A 26,410-nucleotide genomic window follows, 5' to 3' on the forward strand; every position below is an offset into this window, starting at 1 on the left:
ATTCCCAGTTGGTTCGTCTACATAATTCACAGGGAAGATCTATGCTGTATCCCTACTTATTTAGCTTGTGTTGGAAGCTAACTAATTCTGTGAATCTTCCGTTGCTTTTTCTAAAAGACTAAAAAAAGCGAGATCTTTTATAAAGTTCAAAGCTTTCATTTGTGTTAAGGAGAACCAATATTTTATTTTTAGAATCAATGAACATCGGGTAGCTTGTATTGAGTGAAATTGTCATCCGGTAATCGTAATCAATAGTTTTTATGGCTGTTTTTTTGAATGTTGCCTGTTGAAAAGACTGTATCAATTCTTGCTGTGTTTCTTTTGATATTTTCATTTCAGAAAAGATATCTTCTGTATCTGTATCTATATGATGTAGCGTAACAGTGGAATTTTCCACATGAAAATTAGCATTTTCTAACAGATCAATAGCATAATAGCTTTGATCTTTCCATGTAATGAGCATACCACTAACAATTACTGCTAAGAGTAAAGATAAGCCTATTTTAAATTTTTTCATATTACTCCTCTTTCTCAGTACCTAAAACTTGACAAAAAAATGTTTTTATGCTAAAATTTACATTTAAATAAATATTATATATAATAGGATTCTCCTGGCCAGGGGAATCCTATTTTTTGTTAAGGAGTGTTGGTATGAATCAACTGGAATCTAGTATCACTTCATTAGTTGCTGCCTTTAGTAGAGCCTACCATAGCCAATTTGATACGCCGAAAATTTTTGATGATTATATAGCCAAAGAATTGATTTCACAAGAAGAATATCAAAATATCCAAGCTAATTTGATACAAGGCATTGCATTTTTTAATAAAGATATCGCTACAAAGTTTAAAGACGATTCAAAGGAATTAATAAAATGGATAACACAAGTTCAACTCTCACCGACTCCTTTGGCACGTGCTGCTTATTGTGAAAGGGTCTTGCATAGCGAAATACAGCTTGGTGTCGAGCAATATGTCATCTTAGGTGCTGGCTTTGATACTTTTCCGTATCGTCAGCAGCAAGGGCAAACCATGCTAGAAATTTTTGAGGTGGATTATCCCACAACACAGGCATCCAAAATGAAAAGATTACAGGAAGCTTCTCTCCCCCTCTTGAATCATCTGCATTTTGTACCGATGGATTTTACAAAGCAATTTCAATCTCAATTATTTTCAGAGCAAGGCTTTCAATCTAAAAAAACATTTTTTAGTCTGTTAGGTGTGTCCTATTATTTAACAAAAGATGAATTAGCAAGTTTACTCAATCATCTATTTGCCTTAGTTCCATCAGGTAGTTCCATTGTTTTGGATTATGCTGATGAAACACTCTTCACGGAAAAAGGACTCTCCAATAGAGTAGAAAACATGGTCAAAATGGCCGCAGTTGGTGGTGAACCAATGAAATCATGCTATGCTTATGAGGACATGGAGAGGATGCTAGATCGATTAGGTTTGCTTATATATGAACATCTATCTCCTACAGCGATTCAAGAGCTGTATTTTCAAAATCGAACAGATTATTTATGTGCTTTTGAAACTATACATTATATGCATATTGTTAAAAAATAGGTCCATCCCATTTAATTTTATAAAATTCTAAATTTTCTTTTTATTACCCAGGCAATTAACTATTTCAATATAGAGAATTAGTATACTATAGTAGTGTAAAGCTAATTAGCCTTACACCTCCTAGATTTGTTACTAGGGTCACTGTTAACGCAGTGACCCGCTTATAATGATTGACAAACACCTAAAGGATTCCCATCAGGGTCATAGAAGGTAAAAAATTTGGTGTCCCCTTCTCCTTCTAAAGCCTCGACTTGAACATGATGATCTACTAGAAATAAATAGGTCTCTTCAATATTTTGAGAGAGGAAGTTTACATATTTCCCCACACCAAAGTGATTGTCTGGAAAATGACATGGCTGATGCTCCTTAGCTTTTACTAAGCAAATGACCGCGGAGGATTGTTCAGTGATTTTCATAACTGCTGCGCCCTCTTCTATATATTGAAGCTTAAATCCGAGTATTTCCTCATACCATTTAGACGATAATTTAGGATCTTTTATTGGAATAAAAATGGCCTCTACACCTTTAAATAAGGATTGTTTCATTTTTCTTACCTCCATTTCACAGTTTGTTTTCTTCATTTTATTCTCCTTCAAAAAAATTCATTGAGATTTTCATTATTGATTATTTTACCTGTCTTTTGCTTATCCTTAATAGTATCGGAAATGTCTTCTTTTCCTAGAGGAGGTGTCCACCATTAAACACAAGGTATCATTCATCCTATTGCTGTCAGTACTTCTTTTACTAGGTGGATGCTGGAATAAGCGGGAGTTAAACGAACTAGCTATTGTTACGGCTGTTGGTGTGGATAAATCGGACGAGCAATTCGAAATTTCTGTTCAGATTGTTAATCCAAGTCAAGTGGCTTCGAACAAAGCATCTGGCATTCAGGTCCCTGTTTTTACCTACCATGCAAAAGGTAAATCATTATTTGATGCCATTCGAAAATTAACAGCGCTAACACCTAGAAAGCCTTATTATGCGCATGCCCAAATTATTATTATTGGTGAAGAAATGGCTGAGGAAGGTATGAATAGCATTTTAGATTTATTTCAAAGAGACCCAGAAGGACGAAGTGATTTTAACTTTATTGTTTCTCATGATTCGACTGCACAAGAAATATTAAGTGTTTTAACCCCTTTAGAGGATGTGCCTGCTAGCAAAATGTTTAAATCATTAAAGGTTTCTGAAGCAGTATGGGGGACAACAGAATCTGTTATTCTTGATGATTTAATCCAATCTTTAGGCAGTATTGATCATAGTGCCGTCTTACCCTCTATTCATATACACGGTGATGCGGATGCTGGAGATTTTAGCTCAAATATAGAAAAAATTGATAGCCCTGCACAATTAAAATATGGTGGACTGGCTATTTTTAAAAATTATAAGCTCATCGGCTATTTAACAGAACAAGAAAGCAGAGACTATAATTTTTTAAATAATAATATAAAAAGTACATTTGAAATTATTGCTTGTCCTGAAGAAGGGAAAATCTCAACAGAAATTATTAATTCTTCTACTAAAGTGACAGGTCATTTTCAAAATGATATACCTTCGATTTCCATCAAACTTGATATTGAGCAAAACGTTGCAGAGGTAAGTTGTTCTTTAGATTTAACAAAATCAAAAACCATCGATGCTTTAAATAAAGAAACGAGCAGACAAATCAAGGAACGATTAGAACGTACACTTCAAACAATTCAACAAACCTATCAAGCCGATTTATTAAAATTTAGTAATGTACTACATCGAGAGGACTATCGAGCATGGAATCGAATTAAAAAGAACTGGCAAACCCTCTACCCTAATCTTGAAGTTCAAATTGAAGTCGATGTGCATACAAAAGGAGTAGGAACTGCAACAAAATTAAAGCTTGACTAATTCGTAAAATTGACCAGTACTCTTTTAAGGAGTACTGGTCATTTTAATTAACGTACCGCTTCAAACGTTATGAGTGACGTTTCTTCAGTTGGTTGTTGAAGGAACTTATAATTCGCAGAACAAGTTATTGTAGAAAAGCCAACACTTTGTAATAGAAGCTTAAATTCTTCAATCCCATACCAGCGTAATAAAAACTTTTGTAGTTCTGTATCACTTAATGTGCCTTGTTGCCACTTCTCATATTTTAAAACCATCAGCGTATATTGCTCCACCCAATTCATGGCAATCGATTTTCTTTCAAGGGCAATTCCTTCATCTTGTGAAATTTGATGGTAAGATGTCGTAATTTCTCCTGTTTTCCAGTCTGTAGGAAGTAATAAATCTACTAGGAGTCTCCCACCAGGGATAAGGTGCTGATACATAGAGGTTAATGCTGATAGTGCTTCTTGATGATTTTCAATTAAACAAAATGAGCCTGTAGGCATAACAATGGCTTCATATTGTTGACCTAAGGTGAATTGGCAAACATTCCCTTCATACAGCACTGGCGTCAATCCACGTTCTTGGCATCTTTTTCGACAGGATGCTAGCATTTCTGGGGAATGATCAATTCCCTCTATATCAAAGCCTTTTTCCATAAAAGGAATATAGAAACGTCCAGAACCAACCCCTGCTTCTAGAATTTTCCCTTTTACACCTTGCAGTCGTTCTAGATAATATTCAATATCTCCATCAAGCGAGTATCCAACTGGTTTCGTAAAATCATAAAGTGCTGTGCTTAACGGTCCGTAATTTTTGTACATATATTCTCCTCCGATTGTTTGCGGAAGAAATCAACTAATCTATTTATTCTCCCGCACCTTTATTATATTCAATGGGAAAACAGAGCTGACTATCATCATCTATCACTCACTTTCTTGTAAATTTAGATAAATTATACATTTATTTATTGTTTTAATCAATGTTTCTATTGATTTCCTATACATTACAATTTAATGTACAAATTAGCACAAACTATCAAAAAAAACCTTCCCATTAAACGGTACCATGAGTTAAGAAAGGATGATGGTATGGATTATTTTGAAAGAATTCAAAACGCCATAGAGTTTATTGAGAAAAACCTACGTGAAAAGTTAACGATTACAGATATTTCTTCGCAGTCTTACTTTTCAGCATTTCATTTCCAACGACTTTTCCAAGCCATTACAGGTTTTTCTGTGCAGCAGTATATTCGCAACAGGAGGCTTTCTGAAGCAGCTTCCTTATTAGCAACAACAACGCAGAATATACTTGAGATTGCAATCAACTTTCAATATGGTTCTCAGGAGGCATTTACACGGGCATTTGTTCAGTATTTTGGTGTCACACCTGCTAAATACCGAAAAGGAGCCAACTCCATACCATTTCAAACCAAAATAAACTTTTTGGATTATAAACTGGAAGGAGAACTCCCTATGCAGCGACCGGAAATACTTCACTTATCTAAAAAACGTATTACAGGCTATGAATACAAAACGTCCTTACAAGACGAACAATACTATGCAGAAATCCCTAGCTTTTATTTGGATTTTGGTCAGCAGCAATATTATGAACGAATCTCCCATAAGGTAGCCCCTAATATGGCGTATGGCATTTCTACAAACTTTCAGGAGGATGGCCGGTTTTCTTTTATTGTAGGAGAGGAAGTCGAAATCTTTGAGGAGCAATTAGAGAAAGGCTTCACCCACCTTGAAATTCCTGCTGGTAAATATGCAGAATTTACATTGAATGGTACTGCGGAAGGAATTCAAAATACAAGACGTTTCATTTACGGAGTATGGTTGCCGAATTCTAATTATGAGCGCGATACAGGTCCTGATTTTGAAATAACGGATGTCATGCAATCGATCTATCCACAGGAGATGAAAATGAAAATCTACATTCCCATTAAAGAATAATAAAGGAGCAAGGTCGATGATTATTGAGAAAGTATTTAAGCAGTTCCCTACCCTACATTCAGCTAATTTACAATTTAAAAAAATTGAAGACTCACATATACAAGAGCTATTTGCTATTTATGATAATGACAAGGTATTTGAGTATTGTGGCATCATCCCAAAACATAACCTTCAAACTGTTCAAAAAATGATTGGCCATTTTGAACGTGATTATACGAAGAAAAGCAGGATTAAATGGGGGATCTTCGAAATATCACAGCGTGAAAAACTAGTAGGGATTATCGAAGCGATGGACTTTAATCAAAAAGTAGATATGGTAACAATCGGTTACTATTTAGCTGAAGCATCCTGGGGAAAAGGCATTGCATCAGAGGCAGTTGCAACAATCGTAAAATTTTTATTGGAAGAGGTAAATGTTAATCGAATACAGGCAGAAGTCATGCCTTTAAATGAACCCTCGAAAAAGGTTCTGTTAAAAAATGGATTTTTAAAAGAAGGTCTTCTGAGACAAGCTTCATTATGGTCTGGTAAGGGTGTTGTTGATTTAGAGATATATGGCTTATTGAAAGGCGATTACAACTTGAAAGACTAAACTCTACTAATGAGTTTAGTCTTTTCTTATATTGTACAGATAAATGGACATTTTACCATCTCCTAAAGGGCTCTTTAACATAGACTAGAAATAGATGACTCATGCTAGCATGACATTGTAATCATAAAGGAGCGTTTTAGAAATGGATGGAAACAGATATTTAACACGAATGAATTGGGAATTTAACAATTATCATAAATTTTCTAAATGCTATTGTGACTCAAAGAATGTTTACTTTGGTCACTCTCCCAGCGTAGATCATCCTATTATTGAGGAAGATTCTTATAAAATAAAATATTATAATAGTCCCCAATTTGAAAAAAAATATCAGAAACAAAATCAAATTGAAAAGCATTGTCAAAGCTGTATTTGTAGTCACTTAGAATGTTTTGAACCAGGGACTTTAGTAGATGTATACCTCTCAGATGGCAGCCAATTTCTAGGAATATACTTTATTTATCTTATTCCGCAAAGCTGCTGCGGGTACTTCCTTCAAATCGATGATATGGCACGGCCTGTCATTATGGACTGTCAAAACATTGATGCAATACGTAAAACTTGTTGAGGTAGTTGATACTTTGGCTTTTCTCTTTTTATTATTAAAATAGGCTGGTTAATTGCTATACAAGCATAACCAGCCATTCGACTACCTCTCGTTTATCCATTGAATTAGTTGTTCATTAAAAAATACAGGCTCTTCAAACATAGGATTATGACCACTTTTTTCAAAAATGACTTTCTTTACATAGGGAATATGATCTACTGCATCCCATAATGAAATAGGGGCTACTAAATAATCATACCTGCCTAGACCTAGAAAAATTGGCTTGTTAACTTGTAGCATTTGTTGTAAAAGGTTCTGCTCCGCAAAAGCTACTCCCCATAGATAATCAATAATTTCCATATTCGGATGAACGTTATCCCACATAGAGGTAGCATTGAACATAAAATCATAAAAACTATGCGCCCCCATACGAATACACATATGAACAAAGCGTCGTTCAGGCTCCTTCTTTAGATCCTGTTCCAATAAGGCTATTTCGTGCGCAAATTGATGTTTACGCTCCATACTTGCATGTGCCTCAAAATAAGACAAGCTTTGTTGCTGTCTTTCTTGACTATTCGATGTTGCTGTATTTAAGAGTACGAGTTTTTGAACATGCTGGGGATAGGCTTTGGCATACGCCATTGCCATAAATGCATGTCCTGAATGTCCTAAAACTATTAAATTATCTAGCTGTAGGATTTGTCTCGCACACTCCATATCCTTCACTATTTTGTTTAATGTGTAATCTTCTTGCGTAAATGCTTGAGCTGGCTTACCAAAACCTCGATGATCTAAAAAAATCACCTGGAAATGTTGATAAAAGTCTTCTGAGAACAGACGTGGATAATAAACACTACTCCCCACCACTAAAATTGGTTGGCCTTGCCCCTTTATACAATAGTTTAATTCAAATCCATCACACATAAGTTTTTGATATGTCATTATCTTCATCCTCTTTTCTATTTTTGTATCATCACTCCCTTCCCTCTTGGTTTTCCCGTGTTTTTTCCATTGAACGCTCTAGCATTCTATCACCCCAGTAGATGTTATTATTTACATTAACAATATCATTCCCACAGATTCCTAGCAATGAAGGATCGTGTATACTGAATAAAAGGAGAATGTCTATGAAGGAAGATCTAATAAAGCGTTTGCGGTTATTTTTATTTAATGAGAAGCATCAAACGTTAGTGGGTAAACCTGCAAGTCAAAGGGAAATCATAGAGGCACAGCAACAACTTCATGTACAATTTCACAGCGACTACGTAGCGTTCATTGAAACGTTTGGTGGGGCATATGCAGGTATAGCAATCCATGCTTTTTCTAACGGCTCAAGTCTTGGAAACGAAACCGTTGTCGATTTAACACTGGATTTTCGTCAACAATATAAAGAGTTCCTATCTCCAAATGTTTTAGAAACGAGCTATGTTATTTCAATGGATGGTGGAGGTAATCCCATTTTCATCGATCCATCAGGCCATGTTTTTATTTGCGATCATGATTGTGGAGAAATTAAGCGAATAGCTGATTCATTTGAGTTGCTGATAGAAGATTGTTTTTATGAATGGTAAGTTACTTAAGTAAAGAAGAGGTTAAATATAATGGACAAACAATTAGAACACATACTTACATTAAGAAAAAACGGACAGCTTGAGGAAGCAAATCAATGTATGGTGGCACTGGTCAAGGAACATCCTCAAAATGCTTATTATCAATTTCAATGTGCTTGGACATTTGATTCTTTAGGGCAGGAAAAAGAGGCTGTTCCGCACTACGAAGAAGCGATAAAGTTGGGGCTAGAACCAGAAGTTTTAGTGGATGCCTATCTCGGTTTAGGGAGCACCTATCGGACTATAGGGCAATACGAGCAAGCAAAACGGATCTTTGAACAAGCCATTCAAGAGTTCCCCAAGGCTGAGCATATCAAGGTCTTCTATGCCATGACACTCTATAATCTTGGCGAACATGCAAAATCAATGGAAACATTATTGAACACGATATTACGCACAGCCAATCATCAAGGCATTCAAGATTATAAAAAAGCTATTCACTACTACAGTGATAAGCTAGATCAAACATGGTTATAAAAAACAGGCCCTATTTAGAGCCTGTTTTTAGCATTATTATATGGAAGTTTGCTTTTTGAATGTAGAAGATAACGCCATAATCAAGAATGTAAGTATACCACTAAAGAAAAATAAATAGCTCAATGGAATTAAAAAGAAGTTTTTCTCCACTATCGTACCATCTGCTAGTATCTCATCTCCTATAAGGCCTTTTATAAATAAACATACGATCCCCATGATCATCGGAATTGTGGCAAGTAAATATTTCCCCATTATTTCTTCCTCCATTTGTTAAATCCTTGTTGTAATTGATGATAGCGTTATTTTTATTGCAAGTCAATTATTTTTTATCGAAAAACAATAAATAGTTATTGATTAACACTCCTGCCCAAAAGAACAAACGTTCCCTCCTCTTTTAATTTCTTGTACGTGATTTATTATGTTTTTTGAGTAAATTTTGTGCGAGTTAGTATAAATAATTATATAAATTAATGTCGGATAATCTGTTATAATAGGCTTTAAAAAACAGCTACTTTATTAAAAGTAACCGTTTTTCCATAAAATCATATTGATTGAGAAGCTTGTTGTATGAGGGCAGCGACCATTTTATCCATCTGAGCAAAGCGATCATCCTGCGTTTGTCCTTGAACATAGCGATAATAGATTTGCTGACAAATAACGGCTAATTTAAAATAAGCAAATGTACAGTAATAATGAATAGCTGACACATCTCGCCCACTTTTCTCTGCATAACGATCAATAAATTGCTGTCGGGTATAAAAGCCTGGTAATACAGTTACTGGTGGTTCACCAAGTGCATATAATAGCATTTTCGGGTCATCCGCTTGCATCCAATAACTCATTGCTACACCAACATCAGCAAGTGGGTCCCCTACTGTTGCCATCTCCCAATCAAAAAGGCCAATCATTTCGGTATAGTCCTCAGAGAACATTGCATTATTCAATTTATAATCGTAATGAATAATGGTTGCCTCATGATTGGACGGAAGATTGTTTTTTAACCAATCTGTTAACATCGCTACTTCTGCATGTTCTGCTGTTTTCGCATTTTCATAACGCTCAATCCAGCCATACACTTGTCTTTCAAGAAATCCGTCAGGCTTCACGATATCCTTTAACGGAGTGTCCTGATAAGGAATAGCATGTAATGCAACTAAAGAATCAACCATCAGTTCGGACAATTGACGTGCTAGCTCCTCTGTTGGTTCTGTGCCTTTTGGAAAATGTGTATCAAGGACGATTCCTTTTTTGCGCTCCATTAAAAAGAAATCACTACCGATAATGTCTCGATCCTCTACATAGACATATGGTTTTGGAACCGATGGTAAAAATGGATGCAGTGCCGATAAAATCGTAAATTCCCGCTTCATATCATGCGCTTTTTTGGCAACTGGTCCAAGCGGAGGACGACGTAGAACAGCTTCAAAATCAGCTATTTTTAAACAATACGTCAAATTGGAATGCCCTGCACTAAATTGTGCTATTTCAAGCTTCCCCTGTGGAAGCTCAGTGAAATAACTCTCTAAAAAGGCATGTAGTTTATCAACATCCAAACGTTCACTTGACCTTACTTGCATCGTATCCATTCTATTTCCCTCCTTAAATAATGGAGCTCATGCCCCCATCTACTACAATGACATCCCCTGTTACATAGTCCGAAGCTGGTGCTGCTAAAAATAAAGCTACGCCCTTCAAATCATTTTCGGAGCCTAAGCGTTTCAACGGTGTAACACCCATCAAATAGTCTTGTCCACGTTCGATTAAGACATTGGACATTTTCGTAGGGAAAAAACCAGGTGCAATAGCGTTGACATTGACTCCATGTGGCCCCCATTTGACGGCTAAATCCTTCGTTAAAGTAATGACAGCCCCTTTACTCGCGTTATAGGCAATCGTATCCATAAAGGCTGGTAGCGTCCCACCTAGTCCAGCAATAGAAGCAATATTAATGATTTTGCCGCTTTTCTGCTCTAGCATAATTTTGCCAACGGCTTGGCTGAATAAAAATGTCCCGTTGACATTGACATCAAATACTTTTTGCCAGGCTTCGTAGGGCATATCTATGGCAGGTGTTCCCCATGATGCGCCACTGTTATTGACTAAAATATCAATTCTACCAAATGTTGTAATCGTTTGGGCTACCACATTGGCAATATCCTCAGGCTTTGTGACATCACAGGCTAGAGCTAATGATTGAACACCAAGCTTTTCGAGTCCTGCTGCAACCTCCTCACATGCCTCCACCTTTCGTGAGCATAAGACCACATTGGCTCCAGCCTCTGCAAATCCTTGAGCAATTTGCGCACCGAGTCCACGTCCTCCACCTGTCACAATCGCTGTTTTACCTTTTAAGCTAAATAACTCTAGGACTGTCATTTCACCAGCTCCTCTTGTTTGTTGGCATGCTTTTTTAATTCTAGTTTAGCAATGGTATTACGATGCACCTCATCTGGTCCATCCGCTAAACGTAATGTACGAGAATTAGCCCATTGTGCAGCAAGCGTTGTATCGGGACCTACCCCAGCAGCACCAAATGCTTGGATAGCTCGATCAATGACTCTGAGTGCCATATTTGGAGCAACTACCTTAATCATAGCAATTTCAGCTTTTGCCTCTTTGTTGCCTACTGTGTCCATCATATAAGCAGCCTTCAATGTTAAAAGTCTTGCTTGCTCAATATCCATCCGAGATTCCGCAATGCGCTCCCGCATTACCCCTTGATCTGCTAGTGGTCGATGAAATGCCTGCCGCGCTTGTACACGCACACACATTTCCTCTAATGCACGCTCTGCGGCACCAATAAGACGCATACAATGATGAATTCTACCTGGCCCTAGTCTGCCTTGCGCAATGGCAAAGCCTTTACCTTCACCCCATAAAATATTTTCTACCGGTACACGCACATTGGTAAATGTAACCTCACCATGTCCTTCTGGCGCATGGTCGTAGCCAAAAGCCGTTAGCATACGCTCCACTTTTACTCCTGGTGTATCCATCGGTACAAGAATCATAGACTGCTGCTCGTGGATAGGAGCCGTTGTATCTTTATGCTTGCCCATAAAAATAGCCACCCTACAGCGAGGATCCCCAGCACCAGTTGTCCACCATTTATGGCCATTTAAAATGTATTCATCTCCATCGCGTTCAATGCTTGCCTCAATATTTGTAGCATCACTGGATGCAACGGCTGGCTCCGTCATCGCAAAGCAGGACCGTATTTCACCTCGTAATAATGGTTCCAGCCACTGTTTTTTTTGCAGTGCCGATCCATAGCGTACAAGTACTTCCATATTGCCTGTGTCAGGTGCATTACAGTTAAACACTTCGGGGGCAAGAAGTGAGCGGCCCATGATTTCACATAAAGGTGCGTATTCTAAGTTGGTTAAACCTGCCCCATATTCACTATCTGGTAAAAATAAATTCCACAAACCTGCCTGCTGCGCCTTCTGCTTCAGCTCCTCCATAATCGGTGGAATCGCTCCCCAGCGATCCTCCATTGCCTCAACCTGTGCAGCATAAACGGCCTCATTTGGATAAATGTATTGCGCCATAAAATTCTTCAGCTTGTCCTGTAACTTCTCAACTTTTTCACTATAGGAAAAATTCATTAGAAGATACCCCCTTTGTTTGAACTTCGCAAAATGAATGAATGTTCATTTTCATTCTTACAATAAATGTTACCGCTATTTTTCTAGTAAAGCAATGTTCTATTTTTGAATTTTCTAATAAAAGAGAAAATTCATTACTATGGACTTACATCATTTATTTTCAAAACACTGTACTATATCCTTCAGTAATTGTCGGATGGCTAATGGTAAATGACGGTTTTTTAAGTACACTAGATAAACATTGCGACTTAAATTCAGACCCTCTATTTCTTTTTTTACAATCGTTTTGGCAGTCGGTCCTTGCAAGTAATTTTCAGGTAATATGGTCACTCCTAAATGTTCTCGTACAAGCGATACAGCGGTTTCAAAACGCTCAATTTCAAATTGAATATTGATGTTTTTACCAGCCTGTTCAAATGACGTTAAGATATCTCGTCTTGTTTGAAAGCCCTCGGTACTAATAATAAATGGTTCTTCACAAATATCTGAGATGGTTAAAGTATCCTTTTGGGCTAACGGATGATGTAAAGGTAATACTGCGACCAACCGTTCTTCATATAAAGTTTGAACTTCCAACTCTGGATCATCCATTAGCTGATTGGTGATGATTAAATGAGTTTTATAGCTTTTCAAGGATTTTTTCACCCGTTTACTACCTAAAATATCGACTAAGTGAATTTTCATGTGAGGATAGTCTTTTTTATAGTTGGCGATTACCTTTGGCAGCCAATGCTTAATAGATTCCATGACACCAATGGTGATGTCTCTCGTGCCATGAACAATCACTTCATCCATTTCGATTTTTAGCACTTCCATATTTTTTACAATAACTTTTGCTCGTTCAAAAAGTAACTCTCCAGCTTCTGTTAATTGCAGATTTCTAGTATTTCTCTCTAATAAAGGGGAGCCAATCTCTTGTTCTAATTTTTTGATCGCATTACTTAAGGAAGGCTGCGAAATATGCAGTCTTTCTGCGGCTTTTGAGAAATTCATCTGTTCTGAAACAGCGATAAAATAGTGTAATTGTTTTATGTCCACCTATAGATACCTCCCAGATTTATAGTTAAAAGCTATAGATTAATATTAATTATATATTAGTAATTATAATTATGTGAATATATAATGAATTACAACAATACTTTTTCTACAATAATATTCACAATGGGGTTGATAAGTTTATGTACACAATGACAGATCAAAAACAATGGAAAGGCCGAATAGATTCAACGACAAATACAAGCAGCTTTCGTTTACATCAACAAGTAAAAAGAGTTGCGATTAATGATGTAAGCGCTTCAGATAAGAAAAGTGCTGCTCTCGTTGGCTTTATCTGCGATGAAGGGGTACGTCGAAATCAAGGCCGTGTAGGGGCAGCAAATGGTCCAAACGCCCTACGAGAAGGCTTAGCCAGTTTACCGTGGACATTTGAGGACGATCAGCAAATTATTGATGTTGGCAATATCGTTTGTCTAAACCATGCTTTAGAGGAGGCGCAACGTGAGCTTGGTGAAGTCGTAGCAACAGTACTACAAAAAAACATATCATGTGTGGTGCTAGGTGGCGGGCATGAAACGCTGTATGGCCATTATTTAGGCGTTCGTTCTGCTCTACCAAAGGAAGCTAAGATCGGCATCATCAATATAGATGCTCACTTTGATTTACGACCATATGATGAACAACCTTCGTCAGGTACGATGTTCCGTCAAATTTTAGAGCAGGATCCACACGCTGACTATTTTGTTGTTGGTATTCAACGCTACGGCAATACAAGAGAACTTTTCGAAAAAGCTGATGAATTAAACGTGAAGTATGTTTATGAGGATCAAATGACGGTAGCCTACCAACAACAATTAACGGATGCATTACAACATTTTATGGATAAGCATGATTATATTCTTTTAACATTATGTATGGATGTATTGAATGCAGCATTTGCTCCAGGTGTAAGTGCTCCATCACCGTTTGGGCTTGACCCATCGACTGTGCGCTCCATTTTGCAACAAGTCACTTCACACCCTCACACCCATTCATTTGATATTTGTGAGGTCAATCCGTTATTAGATGAAAACGGACGTACAGTGAAATTAGGTGCCTATTTTGTATATGAGGCACTGAACAACTTACTTAGGGGGCAAGGTTCATGATCGAAATTAATCAAATTACAACGGTATTCCTAGCTGTTGCACTCTTTGCATTAGGAAGCTTTCTTATCAATAAAATAGGCTTTTTAAAGCGTTTCTGTATCCCAGCACCAGTGGTTGGTGGTTTATTGTTCGCTGCTCTTACCACTATCTTAAAAACAACGGGTATTTTAGAAATATCACTTGATACTTCTTTACAAAGCTTATTTATGATTACTTTCTTTACGACAATTGGCTTAGGTGCAAGCTTTAAACTTGTAAAGCTCGGTGGTAAATTACTGATTATCTACTGGCTAGCATGTGGCTTCCTAGCGTTAATGCAAAATGTCATTGGGGTATCTCTGGCCTCACTTATGGGGATCCATCCTTTAATCGGTATGATGGCGGGTGCCGTTTCTATGGAGGGTGGTCATGGCGCTGCAGCTGCATTTGGCCAAACCTTAGAAGATTTAGGGATTTCTTCAGCTATGACAATTGGTGCTGCTGCCGCAACATGTGGTCTAGTTGCTGGTGGCTTAATTGGTGGTCCAATTGTCAAATATTTAGTAGGTAAATATAATTTAACACCAGATGAACAAGAATCGGAAGAAGTCCAATATGAAAATAAACATGAGCAAATTACATCGGATTCGTTCTTTACACAAGTCTTATTAATTACTTTCTGTATGGCTGTTGGTACGTACGTCGGCACACTATTCTCAGAAGCAACAGGTTTCGTTCTACCTGGCTATGTAGGAGCAATGTTTGTGGCTGTATTAGTGCGCAATATTATGGATAAATTCAAGCCTGAAGCCATTAATATGAAAAGCATCTCATTAATTGGAGATGTCACATTAGGTGTATTCCTTTCCATGGCTCTCATGAGTATTAAATTATGGGAAATTGCTGATTTGGCACTACCATTATTCATCATTGTTTTTGCGCAAGTATTCTTTATTGTTGTATTTAGTATTTTTGTGTTATTTAAATTACTTGGCAAAAACTACGATGCTGCTGTTATGGTAGCAGGTTTTGCAGGACATGGTCTAGGCGCAACACCAAATGCCATGGCCAATATGTCAGCCGTTGTGCAACGCTTCGGTCCTTCTAAAAAAGCCTTTCTTGTCGTACCGATTGTCGGCGCATTTTTAATTGACGTATTTGGGATTCCTATTATTATTACGACTATCAATTTATTTAAATAAAAAAGAGCTTTGCATTCGTTCTGAGTAGACGATTGCAAAGCTTTTCTATTATTGTAATATCTCACTTACTGTAACAAATTCATAGCCTTGTTTTTGTAAATAAAGAATAACATTTTCTAAACCATTGGCTGTCGTTTGATGGATATCGTGCATTAGAATAATACTCCCATCTTTTACAGAAGCTTTGACATACGCTAAAATTTTATCTGGATTGTGATGTTTCCAATCCAGTGTATCAATCGACCACAAAATCGAGGGGATTGTCATGACAGAACGTACTTGGTCATTGGTCGCCCCATAGGGTGGTCGGAAAACAGTTGGATACTGCCCGATGGCTGCATAAATAGCATTACTTGTGCCATTGACTTCTTGTTTAACGCCTGCTATTGATAAGGTCGTTAATTTTTTATGGCTCAAGGTATGGTTTCCGATTTCATGCCCTGCTTCATAGACTTGTTTAACGATTGCAGCATTTCTTGACACATTTTTACCTACCATAAAGAATGTAGCCTTGGCATCGTATTTCTTTAACGTTGCCAAAATTTGTGGTGTCACCTTAGCATCTGGCCCATCATCAAATGTTAAGGCTACCCGTTTTTTTGCGCCTTTCGCTACTGGCACACCTTTATTATAAAGTTTATTATCTATTAACTGAATATCGGCTAGCTCAGAAGCTTTGACATACCCTTTTTGGTCGCCTGCTTCTACATAAGCCCAACCAGCAAGTGTTATGTAATACTGGACATTTGTTTTATTGGGAAGTGTACCAAGAACTTCTCCGTCTGGACTAGCTGTTAAACGTAATTCAGCACCAGCAACAGCATTAATTTTTTTCTTCGTTGGAGCTGGTTTTTTTAATGCGTTTGTCGCTACATATCCTATCTCCTCGCCATATTGAACGAAAGACCAACCACCAGGTGCTGTGCCATATACATAAATTATTCGTCCTTCATAGAGCTGTCCTACATGCTGGGCATGTTGACTTGGGGCTGTAAATAATGTTGTACCGCCCTTTTGAATCACTAGGTATCCCTCAGACTTCAACTTGACTAAAGCATCAGATGTGACATAGCCCTCCTGCTCTGGCGTTTGAATATGTGTCCAACCTTTACTTACTTTTGTTACTGAAACAAAGCTACCTTTCGAAAGTTCCCCGATCTCCGCACTATTCGTAGAAGCTTCTTCAAAAATAACCGTATCTTTGACTACCTTGTGAATCACCACTGACCCTTCAGCATTTACTGAAAGTTGCCCTGCCAAGATGCACATCATAAACGTCAAAACGATGGCAAAGGGTAAAAATTTTTTCATTGTTCTACACCGCCCTTAGATGTCTTCCATGTCTGTTTGCTAAAAAATTGCTAAGATTTAACTTTTATTATAGAGTAAACAACCCTGCCATAAAATAGTAATAATCAACTAGATTCCCTTTTACGATGCTGCTAAAATTCATATTTTAGTAAATACTTATACATTCCTCCTTCCCTTTTTACTGAGAAACTATGCATAGGTTATGATAATTAAATGATGGTGGCTTATTTTGTAGATTTTTTGTTAGCTCCTTTTTCTCATGCTGCTAAACGGCCTACGGACTTAGGTGAGTGACCTTCTCCTTACTGGGAGATGGCTCCCCTCTCTTTTTGAACTGCTCCCTCACTTTTAGCAGCAGCTCTCCCCGTATTTGATGGTTCCTATAAAAAGCTGGTTATCCACCACCAAACCTCAGCTATATAATTCCCCTTTCTATTAAGACGTTAAAAACCATGAAAAAGTTGAGGTTTTTTCATTATTTTTCCTGCTATAAAGCTTCGAAGGCCGTTAGGGCATCTTCAATATGTGGGGGTGGGTTCCATATATAGCTAGGAGCATTGGTTGTAATGAATAAAAAAGATTTCCCTTCTTTCTCGATTATGGTCGCAAGACACAGTCCTGCTTCTGGGGTATAGCCTGTTTTTCCACCTATTATCGGACTGTCTAGACCCGGTAATTTTGTAAATAATGAGTTTGTGATGATTAATTGATTGGGAACATAGGTTGTGTAGTTTTTTGAGGTAAATATTTGATAAAAGGTAGGATTTTCCAATGCATATCGCAGAAGCTTGCTGATATCCCGCACGGTGGATACATGTGCCTCATCATGTAGGCCACTGGTATTAACAAAATGTGTCTCATGCATGCCTAATTCTTGCGCCTTGTTATTCATCAACGTGACAAATTTGTCCTCACTGCCAGCGACAGCATCTGCAAGTGTTCCTGTTGCATCGGCACCTGAGGCAAGGAGTGTACCATACAATAAATCCTCCATCGTGACAAAATCTCCTGCTTGAAAGCCTGCCATCGAAGCATTTTGTGCCGTATAGTTCGCAATCGTTTGAGGCTCTACAATGGTTTGTGTTTGTAAATTATCTGTCATCTCTATGGCAACAATGGCTGTCATGATCTTTGTTAAAGATGCAGGATAAATAATAGCATCCGCATTTTTTTCGTATAATACATCGCCCTGTTCATTGAGTAACAAAGCATTTTGACTATGTAATGATGGCAGTTCTAGATGCGTGAATTCATATGTTTTGCTTGTATAATAAAATAAGAAAACCATGATACAAATACAGCCTACTAACATCCATTTTTTCATAAAAAACGCCTCCTACACATTATAAGAGGCGGCATTTCTGAATATTCCTTGAGAAAAATGGGATGCGCTCAAATATTTTCACAGGTAAAAATCATCATCGAAATTTGAACTAATTCTTGTAATCTCTTTATTTGTTAATTTGAACATTACATCTTGAGAAACCTCTAACTTGAGCGTCTCTTCTTTGCTTAGACTTGCATAGACGCCGCGTAAAATACGACCAGTTAAGCCATGCGAGACAATAATCACTTTTGAAAGTGGTTGAATCGTTTCAAGCAAAGCAGTTAATCTGCTTACAACAGCTTCATAGGTTTCCCCATCTGGTGCACGAAAATACCAATTGAAGGCATCTGTGTTCGTTAACAAGGCAGGCCATTGTTGCTGTATTTCCGCCATGGTTAATCCAGCCCATTGTCCCACAGCAACCTCTGTTAAACGTGGATCCTGCCTCACCTTGTTGCTGTCATAGCCCAGTGTTTCACAAAGTATGGCTGTGCTTTGCATGGCTCTTCCCATTGGACTTGATAGGATGGTCCATTCATCTGCATCGCCAATGAGTGATTTCAGCATGCGCGCATTTTGCTGAACCTGCTCCCGACCACGCTCAGTGAGTGGTGAATCAAGCTGTCCTTGATATCTCCCTTGTGTATTATAATTCGTCTCACCATGGCGAAGTAAGTAGATCATTTGCTCCATTTTATATCCCCCATTCTGCTCCCCCTGTTAAAGTATTATTGCTGTTAAACTAACACCAGCACATAAACAAAGCTAAGAAACAAGCATAAAGGACTATACCATTTTGAATCATTTTGAGCAAATGTGGAATGCTTAATCGTTTTAAAAATACCAACATACTTAAAATCACCAATTGCTCGTAGCAAAAATACTAGCGCACAAACGATACTTCCTACTTTTGAAAAAATAGAGGCTTGAAAAAATGGCATGAAGCCTCCTTGAACAAGGATGATACCACTTGCTAGCATCAACAGCATTGCAACAAAGAGCGTTCCCCATTTTCTCGGCGTAAAAACAGCTTGTTGGCTGCCTTCTTTCATAGGAATAACAGCTTCTGTACCCCATCGACCACCAAAGGCCCAATAAATATGTAGGATACTAATGAGCCCTAATAGTCCCACTGCGACAATTGATAAAATAAACATGTTCTACCTCCTCTTCATTTACATACGCTACCGTATGTTCTGGCGTTAAATATAGTCCCTCAAAGCCCATGTTAGCTCCGAGAGACCTTCTTACTGTATTAACAGCTTAATCATTTTTTCGAGATCGAAATGAGGATTGGCTTCAAATCGTGTCATCCAGCCTATATAGGTTAAATAAGCTAATCTTGCACGATCAGTGGATTCGTCTATGCTGATACCACTTTTTTGATAGAGTGTCGCCACACAGGCTATTCGCTGCTCCTCTATTTGAACGATACGCTTTGCGACATCTGAATCATATTTGGCCCAAGCATAAATGCCTATCTCCATCTTTTTATTTTTGTGAAAACTTATCCGTAAAAGCTGCTCTAGATTAGCATCAACTTGCTCCATATTTTGAATAATGGCCTTTGTTGCGTGGTTTTCCCAATAGTCTAGCATGGCATCTAATAGTTGTTGACGATCAGGAAAATAATGATAAAAGCTACCTTTACTAATGTTTAATGATCGAGCAAGTGCTTCAATACGAACTTTATGAATCCCCGCTTCTGCTAATTGCTCTAGACCCGCTCTAATCCAATCCTCTTTCGTTACTTGCATAATTGCCCTCCAAAAAATACGTTAGCGTATGTTTTGTCTTATATTACCACTTTATACATCACTCATCAACTTTTATCGTTTTTATGGCGTACATTAATATGATTATTCACTGTAACATGAACTGTTACTAGTCGTGGTAAAATACATGCACACACTAAAATAAACACTAATAGCTTTTTCATGAATTTACTCCTTGTCTTAAAAAGTATTGTCAAACAACTTTTCTGCAATGCCCTGTAAAATATCCTGCTCCTCAAATGTCATGAGTTCTTCTCTCGAGATTGTTGCCTGTTGAATCAATCGGTTTGATTGGATTGTCACTAGTTTCTCAAACAAGTTTCGAATATAACGACCATTCGAGAAATTAGGGATGGTTTCAATCGGCATATGACGTAGCTGTGTTTTCATATGTTGGGCAAATGCTTCGCCAAATTGATAATCGTTCGTTTGACAAAGCATCGCAAAAATATCATAGAGTTCATCCGTGCTAAAATTATCAAATTGTACAAAATGATTAAAGCGAGATTTAAAGCCTGGATTAGATTGTAAAAAATCTTCTATTAGCTCTGTGTAGCCCGCAACAATAATTACCAAGTCATCACGTAGATCCTCCATTGCCTTTAATAAACTATCAATAGCTTCCTTCCCAAATGCATCCTGTTTATCATTTATTAATGAATAGGCTTCATCAATAAAAAGTACCCCGCCCTTTGCTTTGTTAACGACTTCCTGAACCTTTAACGCTGTTTGTCCAACATAGCCAGCGACTAAACCTGCACGATCTGTTTCCACAAAATGCCCACTTGAAAGGACGCCAAGATGCTTGTAGATTTGGCCAATAATGCGTGCCACTGTTGTTTTACCTGTGCCTGGATTGCCCGAGAAGACAAGATGATACGTAATAGGAAAGCTTGTTAAACCATGATCCACACGCAGACTTTGAATTTTAATAAAGTTTATTAAATTATGTAATTCCTTCTTTGCATTCGGAAGACCTACAAGACTATCTAATTGTTTTTGTAGCTTGGCAATCTCTTGCTCGACTTCAGGTGTAATGCGTAACCGCTCATCGTTAATAAATTCACCACTATAGATAATTTTGCCTTCTTCATTATAATAATCGCCTCGTCCATGTTTTTTGCCTTGAACGAGGTCACCAATATAGGAAGCTTGCCCATTGGCATAATAGAGCGTTCCTTGCCCTGTCATCATATCCTCTTTAAATTGCCCTTCCGCTTCTAAAATTCCATCCCTAGAATATACTTTGCCTTTACCATGCTTTAGGTCCTCAAAGAAATGACCTTCATAGTGGAGATTAGTTACACCACGTGCAAGCTCCTCAGCTGTTGGTGATTCCGTAGGGTAATATAGCTTCCCTGCCCCTTGCATATGATGCCAAATAAAATCACCCTCATATTGTAAAAATCCATTTGGATAGTATTGCTTGCCTTTTCCCTTTTTCATGCCATGGACAAAGTCACCCTCATACTGCGGTTGATTTTAATGTGGATACTGTGCTCGTAGTGTTTGATAAGGGCTAATTACTTCTTCTTCATAATATAAAACACCATAGCCATCCATTAAATCATTGCGAAAATGACCTTCATAATGGATATGACCATCCTTATATAAAATGCCATGACCCTGTTTTTTATTTTGTATGAATTCACCCTGATAAATGAGTTGTCCTTTCAAATACATAATGCCATTGCCTTGCTTCATATGATTGACGAATTCACCCTCGAATAATAATTCTCCCTCTTGATCAAATAGCGAGCCTTTGCCGTCATATATATCGTGACCGAAATCATTCTTCTTGACGCCACCTCGATACATGATGATTCCACTTGGGTAAAATAGTTCTTTTTCTTCATGATTATGTGTCATTTAATTGCCTTCCTTCATCATTTCAGTATATGCTCAATTATAGCGTGGAAAAGAATACATATGTGTGAATTTTTAGAATTTAAGGAGACAAGCATGAAAAAAAGATACAAACTACTTCTAGGCATTTTACTACCACTACTTATTCTGTATATCTCGACAATGCTGTTAACACGAGACACTGATTTTACAACAGAGGTAACAGAACGTCTCGAAATGGAGGAAATTCATGAGATTGAAATTATTCGTTCCTCAGATGAAAAAACAGTAACGATTACTGACGCAGCAGAAATCAATCAAATTATGCAGCCATTCAAGGACCTACCTTTAAAAAAGGTGTGGTTTTCGAATTCTGATTCTCATGAAGCATACTGGCTAACACTCTCAATTAATGACAACAGAGAAATTGGCTTGCGTTTAGATGATGACCAGCATTTATTCGTGTATTTATATGAGGAAAATTACATGAAAGATTATAAGCTCACTAAGGATATCGATACGACATTTATCAAACAATTGTTTCAGTAAACGTAAAAACCCGTGCATGTACGCACGGGTTTTTATATGTAACGATAATTTTGCTGCATAGCTTGTAAGGTCTCAATGATCTCTTCTCTCAGTTCAATTGGCTCTAATACCTCCATATCGGCTCCTTGACTTAACAACCACTCTTTCACGCCATATTCTAACACTTCTGCCTCAAAAACATATTCATGATTGTTTTGTGAAACTAGGTGGGCTGTTGGGAAACGACTGTAGACTATTTGAGGAGAACGGCCTTTATAGAGAAGACGGATATGAGTAAGGTCATTAGTGTCCTCTACTTGTAATGGATGTACAGATGGAAATTCAAAATGGATAGTCATTTCACGAAAATGCTGAATACGATCCATTCTGTAAACAGTTGGGGTTTCTTGATTATCTCCTATTAAATAAAAATAATGTGTTGAAAAGATAACAGCGAGCGGCTTTAAAATTTTTGTAGTTGGAATCGCTTCACCCTCCTGTAAATAATCAATTGTAATGACCTTTCTCTTTTGAATAGCTGTTGAAATTCCCCATATCAAGGACAATAATGACTTGTTTTGATGGATATCTTCATATACAATTTTTTCATTTAATAACAGTTGATCGTCTGCTACACGTGAGAGAAGTTGATTAACGATCTCACCGATATCCGATTTTACGAGAGCTTTTGAGGCAATCAGTATTTTAACGATGACTAGTACCTGTTCTTTAGATAAACGATTGTTTTTTTTATGCATTAATTTATACACTTTTTCTGTACGTACATATTGTAAATGGTAATCTAGCTTAGCCTTTTCCAGATACGTACGAATTTCATCGATATCCCGTTGTATGGTTTTTTCACCAACCTGATGTGTCAATGCTTCTTGCTTCTTGTTGATTCCTTGGCCATCCATCAATCGATCAAACATCGATAGTACGCGATAGCCTTTGCCTTGTTGTGAATCTACCATATATCCCACTCTTTCTTCTATCATGCCCAGCTTGCAGTATATTGGCCATAAATAGCCCTTCTACTGATTGCGTCCAGATTTTTTGCGAGTTGCTCAAAAAGCTCCTCTTCAAAATCTGTGACCTCCGCTTGGGCTTTTATCTTGATTCAGTTGGTGTTTTGACACCTACTCCATTTGTGCATACATCTCATTATCTATAAACTGAATCAAGATAAAACTTCTACTTTATTGGTATAATTTGTACTATACGCATCCTATAATAAATCACCATTCAAGCAGCACAATAGACTGTATTTTTGACATAATTAACTAAAATTTTACAGCATTTTAGATGAATGTGTCACTTTTTAACCATTGAAAAAGGACTTCCATTGAATGAAAGTCCTTGTACTCTTTTATTTGAATTTTACAGCTGTTCCATATACCAATACTTCGGATGTACCATCCATGACAGATGAAGTAGCATAACGAACGCCTACAACTGCATCTGCACCTAATTGTTTGGCTTCCTCTACCATTGCCTCTGTGGCAATTTCACGAGAGCGCACAAGCATCTCCGCATACTCCTTCATTTCTCCACCGACAATATTGCGAAGACCTGCTATCATGTCACGACCAATATTTCTAGATTGAACAGAATTCCCTTTCACTAGCCCTAATGTTTCCATGATATCTTTTCCTGCCACCATGTCTGATGTAGCTAATAGCATCATGATGCCTCCCCGTTCTGTAGTTTTTGTATGGCTTTCACAGCCTCTTCAATAGAAGATGTAATCACGCCATTGCGTTTAATTAACCCCACAACAAATAAATTACGATAAACAAACTGATTCTCTAGCCCATCTCGGATCAGTGCCTCTATTTTTTGCATATTGTCCCGCCCTTGCTGACGAACATCTGTTAGCACACCAATAATGGGACGATTCAGCATCGAAAACGCACCTATCTCTGCGGCAACGCCTGAATCAATTTCCACCCCATCTAATACAGCTATCAGAACATCGCTATCCTGTAGCATCTCTAAATCTGCTTGGGCAATCGCTAAGCTATCTGCATAGGCAGATTTATCATTGATGGCCTCATTCTCCTGAGGTACATATAATGCGATGCCTGGTGCTGCCTCGCGAATAGCTGCTGCCAATTGTTCATTTACAAAACGATCGCCTAACGAAAATAACCCATTTGCTAAATATGCTTTCATGTATAAAACTCCTTAATCAATTGTTTTTTCAAATATAATTTTATGTCTGCCTTTTTCATCAATAAATGTTGATAATATATCGAAACCATGCTTGAGGTTGGTAATGAGCATGGCTTTGAATGTATTTCTTCCGTATGTACGAACTTTGTGAAAGCCTAAAGTCTTGATATGCTCATGCTGTTGTTTCATTAATTGACTTGCAATTCCCTGACCTCGATGTGCTACATGAACGCCACCCAACCAACTATAAAAAATATCATCTGGTTGTGGGTAGCCTAGTTTAAAGCCGATCAATGTGTCACCTTCCACTGCCAATATGCAAAGAAGGCCTTCTTTCTTTTCTAGCTTTTCGAGTGGCAAATTTGCTCCATCAAAAACGTGAGCGTGGATTTCTTGTAATTGTTCAAGCCAAGCATAGGGTATGCCTTCAATCGTCACAATATGCATATTCATCACCTCTGTCTGTCATTATAGCAGTTCTATAGCCTGAAGAAAAAGGTAGGCATCTGCTCCAAAAGCAATTATTATCACTGCATAAAAGTAACTATTTTCCATCTAAGCTATTTTCGACACCCACCAAATTCAGTATACTTGACCAAAATACAAAACAATAGCTAGGAGGAAATTCGATTGACACCATTTACTAGTTGGTTAACGAATTCATTGCGCCCCTATTTCGGCCTACATACTTTAGAAGCACATTGGGAAACGATTCCGATTCGAGAGGATTATTTTATTTGCCTTGAAGGCGATCTCATTAAAAAAAGAATTTTCGTGAATGAGCATAGCTACCAAGAAGCGGATGTCGACATTTTAACACGTAATCGTGAAGTCATTGTCCCTCAAACTGCGCGTGGAAAAGAAAAGAAATTGAATTATACCAATATCTCCGCTGTGAAAGCTGCAGGCGTTGTTTTTTCTGTTGGTCTAGGTAATGAAAACCATCCATCTAGCTATATCACAGCTCGTAACACTAAAACATATTACCAGCTACCATTAACAGGCTTTGAGCATTTAACGACTAAGTCGGCTCTCTTGAATTGGTTAGAGCAATTTCCCTCCCAGCTTCCTGCTGATTACTCAGACAAGCTAGAAAAGCTAACCAAGATGAAAAGTCTACGCTATAAGACTGTGCCAGGTGATATTTTTCGTGTAGAAATCGATTTATTTGTAGATGGCTATGTGCTTGTCATTGGCGATTTACGACAAATGCAAAAGGATCATCTATTTGGAGAAGATAGTATTTGGCATAATGTAATGACAATGCCATTGTTTGTACGGCCCTATTTGTTGACAACGACAGAGCGCCTGCCTTCTCTTGAGGAAATCATATCTGCTCCATTGGCCCCTCAAACCCATATTGTGATGGATGACCATTTTATGCGAGGATGCTATGAAAAGATAGGCCATAAAATGTTAACAGAATCCGATATTGTATTTCCAATGGGCTATGGCGTGACACTAAACTATGGGAAAGAGCCTCGATATCGTCTATCCTGGGGGACAGGAACAATTAGTAAACCTGCACCTTCCACCTCCTATCAAACAGCTAGCCGTTTTACCAATCATGGTGTCTATGCAGGCGTTGCCAGTGATTGGTTGAAGCAAGAGGAAGGAATTGTAACAGAGTCGCTAGATCATCCACACTTCCGCGAAGATCGTCAGCGGGCACTCGCTGAATTTAGTTTTCCAGATGATATCTCCTACGATGACTTTAATCGCCAAACGGGTGGATTGACCCGCACCCAATATATTCATTACCTCAATAAAACCTATCATCGTACACACAAAAAATAGAGGGAGCTTCTAGATGCTCCCCCTCCACTTTTTCATCGATGGTTGATTTCATCCAATAATTACTTATAATATAGAGATATCATTAACCAACTTCCATCACTAGAGGTGC

General features: G+C 37.8%; 31 protein-coding genes and 1 pseudogene. 11 read left to right on the plus strand and 21 right to left on the minus strand.

The features are described from left to right. Positions 1-118 precede the first annotated feature (118 nt). The gene (locus tag NYE73_RS14445; protein WP_259951123.1) at positions 119-517 is read right to left on the minus strand and encodes a hypothetical protein; all 399 of its coding nucleotides are present in this window, start codon (positions 515-517) and stop codon (positions 119-121) included. A 134-nt stretch (positions 518-651) separates the two neighbouring features. Between NYE73_RS14445 and NYE73_RS14450 the strand changes: the two genes are divergently transcribed. Further along, entirely contained in the window at positions 652-1,566 is a 915-nt protein-coding gene (locus NYE73_RS14450) for a class I SAM-dependent methyltransferase (RefSeq protein ID WP_054550371.1), read from the plus strand. A 161-nt stretch (positions 1,567-1,727) separates the two neighbouring features. On the opposite strand, the gene NYE73_RS14455 is transcribed toward NYE73_RS14450, so the two are convergent. After that, positions 1,728-2,111, minus strand: coding sequence for a VOC family protein (locus NYE73_RS14455; protein ID WP_259951125.1), 384 nt, complete (start codon positions 2,109-2,111; stop codon positions 1,728-1,730). Between the two features lie 142 nt (positions 2,112-2,253). On the opposite strand from NYE73_RS14455, the gene NYE73_RS14460 reads away from it, so the two are divergent. Then, the gene (locus NYE73_RS14460) at positions 2,254-3,447 is read left to right on the plus strand and encodes a Ger(x)C family spore germination protein (RefSeq protein ID WP_054550372.1); all 1,194 of its coding nucleotides are present in this window, start codon (positions 2,254-2,256) and stop codon (positions 3,445-3,447) included. A gap of 47 nt (positions 3,448-3,494) precedes the next feature. On the opposite strand, the gene NYE73_RS14465 is transcribed toward NYE73_RS14460, so the two are convergent. Continuing rightward, a complete protein-coding gene (locus NYE73_RS14465; protein ID WP_259951127.1) occupies positions 3,495-4,250 on the minus strand; it encodes a class I SAM-dependent methyltransferase in 756 nt (251 codons plus the stop codon). A 267-nt stretch (positions 4,251-4,517) separates the two neighbouring features. Here NYE73_RS14465 and NYE73_RS14470 point away from each other — a divergent pair, with 267 nt between their 5' ends. From NYE73_RS14470 to NYE73_RS14480, 3 genes are all read left to right on the plus strand, one after another. Then, positions 4,518-5,384 carry an AraC family transcriptional regulator gene (locus NYE73_RS14470; protein WP_199768260.1) on the plus strand — a complete coding sequence of 289 codons (867 nt, stop codon included), beginning with the start codon at positions 4,518-4,520 and terminating at the stop codon, positions 5,382-5,384. Positions 5,385-5,400: 16 nt separating this feature from the next. Beyond that, on the plus strand, positions 5,401-5,976 hold the full coding sequence (locus tag NYE73_RS14475; protein ID WP_048392543.1) for a GNAT family N-acetyltransferase: 576 nt from the start codon (positions 5,401-5,403) through the stop codon (positions 5,974-5,976). Between the two features lie 142 nt (positions 5,977-6,118). Further along, a complete protein-coding gene (locus NYE73_RS14480) occupies positions 6,119-6,541 on the plus strand; it encodes a hypothetical protein (RefSeq protein ID WP_066037268.1) in 423 nt (140 codons plus the stop codon). A gap of 81 nt (positions 6,542-6,622) precedes the next feature. Here the strand turns inward: NYE73_RS14480 and NYE73_RS14485 are convergent, their stop codons facing one another. After that, positions 6,623-7,465, minus strand: a complete 843-nt coding sequence (locus tag NYE73_RS14485; protein ID WP_066037267.1) for an alpha/beta fold hydrolase — start codon at positions 7,463-7,465, stop codon at positions 6,623-6,625. A gap of 185 nt (positions 7,466-7,650) precedes the next feature. On the opposite strand from NYE73_RS14485, the gene NYE73_RS14490 reads away from it, so the two are divergent. Next, on the plus strand, positions 7,651-8,094 hold the full coding sequence (locus NYE73_RS14490; protein ID WP_054550378.1) for an SMI1/KNR4 family protein: 444 nt from the start codon (positions 7,651-7,653) through the stop codon (positions 8,092-8,094). A 30-nt stretch (positions 8,095-8,124) separates the two neighbouring features. Next, positions 8,125-8,610 (plus strand): tetratricopeptide repeat protein, encoded by a 486-nt coding sequence (locus NYE73_RS14495; RefSeq protein ID WP_112118482.1) that lies wholly within the window; start codon positions 8,125-8,127, stop codon positions 8,608-8,610. Positions 8,611-8,646: 36 nt separating this feature from the next. Here NYE73_RS14495 and NYE73_RS14500 read toward each other — a convergent pair whose 3' ends face one another. The 5 genes from NYE73_RS14500 to NYE73_RS14520 all read right to left on the minus strand — a co-directional run bounded on the left by NYE73_RS14500 (position 8,647) and on the right by NYE73_RS14520 (position 13,256). Then, positions 8,647-8,862 carry a DUF3955 domain-containing protein gene (locus NYE73_RS14500; RefSeq protein WP_048392534.1) on the minus strand — a complete coding sequence of 72 codons (216 nt, stop codon included), beginning with the start codon at positions 8,860-8,862 and terminating at the stop codon, positions 8,647-8,649. Positions 8,863-9,152: 290 nt separating this feature from the next. Next, positions 9,153-10,196 (minus strand): phosphotransferase family protein, encoded by a 1,044-nt coding sequence (locus NYE73_RS14505; RefSeq protein WP_115673281.1) that lies wholly within the window; start codon positions 10,194-10,196, stop codon positions 9,153-9,155. A gap of 13 nt (positions 10,197-10,209) precedes the next feature. Next, on the minus strand, positions 10,210-10,986 hold the full coding sequence (locus NYE73_RS14510) for an SDR family oxidoreductase (RefSeq protein ID WP_259951128.1): 777 nt from the start codon (positions 10,984-10,986) through the stop codon (positions 10,210-10,212). Further along, entirely contained in the window at positions 10,983-12,218 is a 1,236-nt protein-coding gene (locus tag NYE73_RS14515) for an acyl-CoA dehydrogenase family protein (protein ID WP_257960822.1), read from the minus strand. Before NYE73_RS14515 ends, NYE73_RS14510 begins: the two co-directional genes overlap by 4 nt. Positions 12,219-12,368: 150 nt before the next feature. After that, a complete protein-coding gene (locus NYE73_RS14520; protein ID WP_259951129.1) occupies positions 12,369-13,256 on the minus strand; it encodes a LysR family transcriptional regulator in 888 nt (295 codons plus the stop codon). 140 nt (positions 13,257-13,396) lie between these two features. Between NYE73_RS14520 and hutG the strand changes: the two genes are divergently transcribed. Continuing rightward, positions 13,397-14,362: a formimidoylglutamase gene (gene hutG, locus NYE73_RS14525; RefSeq protein ID WP_054550383.1), complete on the plus strand. Its 966-nt coding sequence runs from the start codon at positions 13,397-13,399 to the stop codon at positions 14,360-14,362. After that, positions 14,359-15,543, plus strand: coding sequence for a sodium/glutamate symporter (gene gltS, locus NYE73_RS14530; RefSeq protein ID WP_054550384.1), 1,185 nt, complete (start codon positions 14,359-14,361; stop codon positions 15,541-15,543). Before hutG ends, gltS begins: the two co-directional genes overlap by 4 nt. A gap of 48 nt (positions 15,544-15,591) precedes the next feature. Here gltS and NYE73_RS14535 read toward each other — a convergent pair whose 3' ends face one another. The 8 genes and pseudogenes from NYE73_RS14535 to NYE73_RS14565 all read right to left on the minus strand — a co-directional run bounded on the left by NYE73_RS14535 (position 15,592) and on the right by NYE73_RS14565 (position 21,825). Then, a complete protein-coding gene (locus NYE73_RS14535; RefSeq protein ID WP_115673282.1) occupies positions 15,592-16,854 on the minus strand; it encodes a polysaccharide deacetylase family protein in 1,263 nt (420 codons plus the stop codon). A gap of 487 nt (positions 16,855-17,341) precedes the next feature. Next, positions 17,342-18,178, minus strand: coding sequence for a D-alanyl-D-alanine carboxypeptidase family protein (locus tag NYE73_RS14540; protein ID WP_259951130.1), 837 nt, complete (start codon positions 18,176-18,178; stop codon positions 17,342-17,344). A gap of 78 nt (positions 18,179-18,256) precedes the next feature. Then, positions 18,257-18,874: a histidine phosphatase family protein gene (locus tag NYE73_RS14545; RefSeq protein WP_131520044.1), complete on the minus strand. Its 618-nt coding sequence runs from the start codon at positions 18,872-18,874 to the stop codon at positions 18,257-18,259. A gap of 44 nt (positions 18,875-18,918) precedes the next feature. Continuing rightward, a complete protein-coding gene (locus tag NYE73_RS14550; RefSeq protein ID WP_054550386.1) occupies positions 18,919-19,338 on the minus strand; it encodes a DUF3995 domain-containing protein in 420 nt (139 codons plus the stop codon). A gap of 90 nt (positions 19,339-19,428) precedes the next feature. Continuing rightward, the gene (locus tag NYE73_RS14555) at positions 19,429-19,938 is read right to left on the minus strand and encodes a TetR/AcrR family transcriptional regulator (RefSeq protein ID WP_115673284.1); all 510 of its coding nucleotides are present in this window, start codon (positions 19,936-19,938) and stop codon (positions 19,429-19,431) included. Between the two features lie 198 nt (positions 19,939-20,136). Next, positions 20,137-21,327: an AAA family ATPase gene (locus NYE73_RS14560; RefSeq protein ID WP_445668869.1), complete on the minus strand. Its 1,191-nt coding sequence runs from the start codon at positions 21,325-21,327 to the stop codon at positions 20,137-20,139. Between the two features lie 39 nt (positions 21,328-21,366). After that, a pseudogene (locus NYE73_RS24725) lies at positions 21,367-21,423 on the minus strand (hypothetical protein); the annotation flags it as partial. A gap of 15 nt (positions 21,424-21,438) precedes the next feature. Then, on the minus strand, positions 21,439-21,825 hold the full coding sequence (locus tag NYE73_RS14565; RefSeq protein WP_340815575.1) for a hypothetical protein: 387 nt from the start codon (positions 21,823-21,825) through the stop codon (positions 21,439-21,441). Positions 21,826-21,918: 93 nt separating this feature from the next. Here NYE73_RS14565 and NYE73_RS14570 point away from each other — a divergent pair, with 93 nt between their 5' ends. Beyond that, on the plus strand, positions 21,919-22,350 hold the full coding sequence (locus tag NYE73_RS14570) for a hypothetical protein (protein WP_048392515.1): 432 nt from the start codon (positions 21,919-21,921) through the stop codon (positions 22,348-22,350). A gap of 32 nt (positions 22,351-22,382) precedes the next feature. Here NYE73_RS14570 and NYE73_RS14575 read toward each other — a convergent pair whose 3' ends face one another. The 4 genes from NYE73_RS14575 to NYE73_RS14590 all read right to left on the minus strand — a co-directional run bounded on the left by NYE73_RS14575 (position 22,383) and on the right by NYE73_RS14590 (position 24,957). Then, positions 22,383-23,327, minus strand: a complete 945-nt coding sequence (locus tag NYE73_RS14575) for a helix-turn-helix transcriptional regulator (RefSeq protein ID WP_254660021.1) — start codon at positions 23,325-23,327, stop codon at positions 22,383-22,385. 371 nt (positions 23,328-23,698) lie between these two features. After that, positions 23,699-24,013, minus strand: coding sequence for a YbjQ family protein (locus NYE73_RS14580; protein WP_004225046.1), 315 nt, complete (start codon positions 24,011-24,013; stop codon positions 23,699-23,701). Further along, entirely contained in the window at positions 24,013-24,504 is a 492-nt protein-coding gene (locus tag NYE73_RS14585; RefSeq protein ID WP_115673287.1) for a nucleoside 2-deoxyribosyltransferase, read from the minus strand. The genes NYE73_RS14580 and NYE73_RS14585 overlap by 1 nt, the downstream gene beginning before the upstream one ends. Before the next feature lie 12 nt (positions 24,505-24,516). Then, a complete protein-coding gene (locus NYE73_RS14590) occupies positions 24,517-24,957 on the minus strand; it encodes a GNAT family N-acetyltransferase (protein ID WP_233732011.1) in 441 nt (146 codons plus the stop codon). A 177-nt stretch (positions 24,958-25,134) separates the two neighbouring features. On the opposite strand from NYE73_RS14590, the gene NYE73_RS14595 reads away from it, so the two are divergent. Next, positions 25,135-26,301: an immunity 26/phosphotriesterase HocA family protein gene (locus NYE73_RS14595; protein ID WP_054550393.1), complete on the plus strand. Its 1,167-nt coding sequence runs from the start codon at positions 25,135-25,137 to the stop codon at positions 26,299-26,301. Positions 26,302-26,410 lie beyond the last annotated feature (109 nt).

This window comes from Lysinibacillus sp. FSL K6-0102 (assembly GCF_038003545.1).
Taxonomy (GTDB): domain Bacteria; phylum Bacillota; class Bacilli; order Bacillales_A; family Planococcaceae; genus Lysinibacillus; species Lysinibacillus capsici.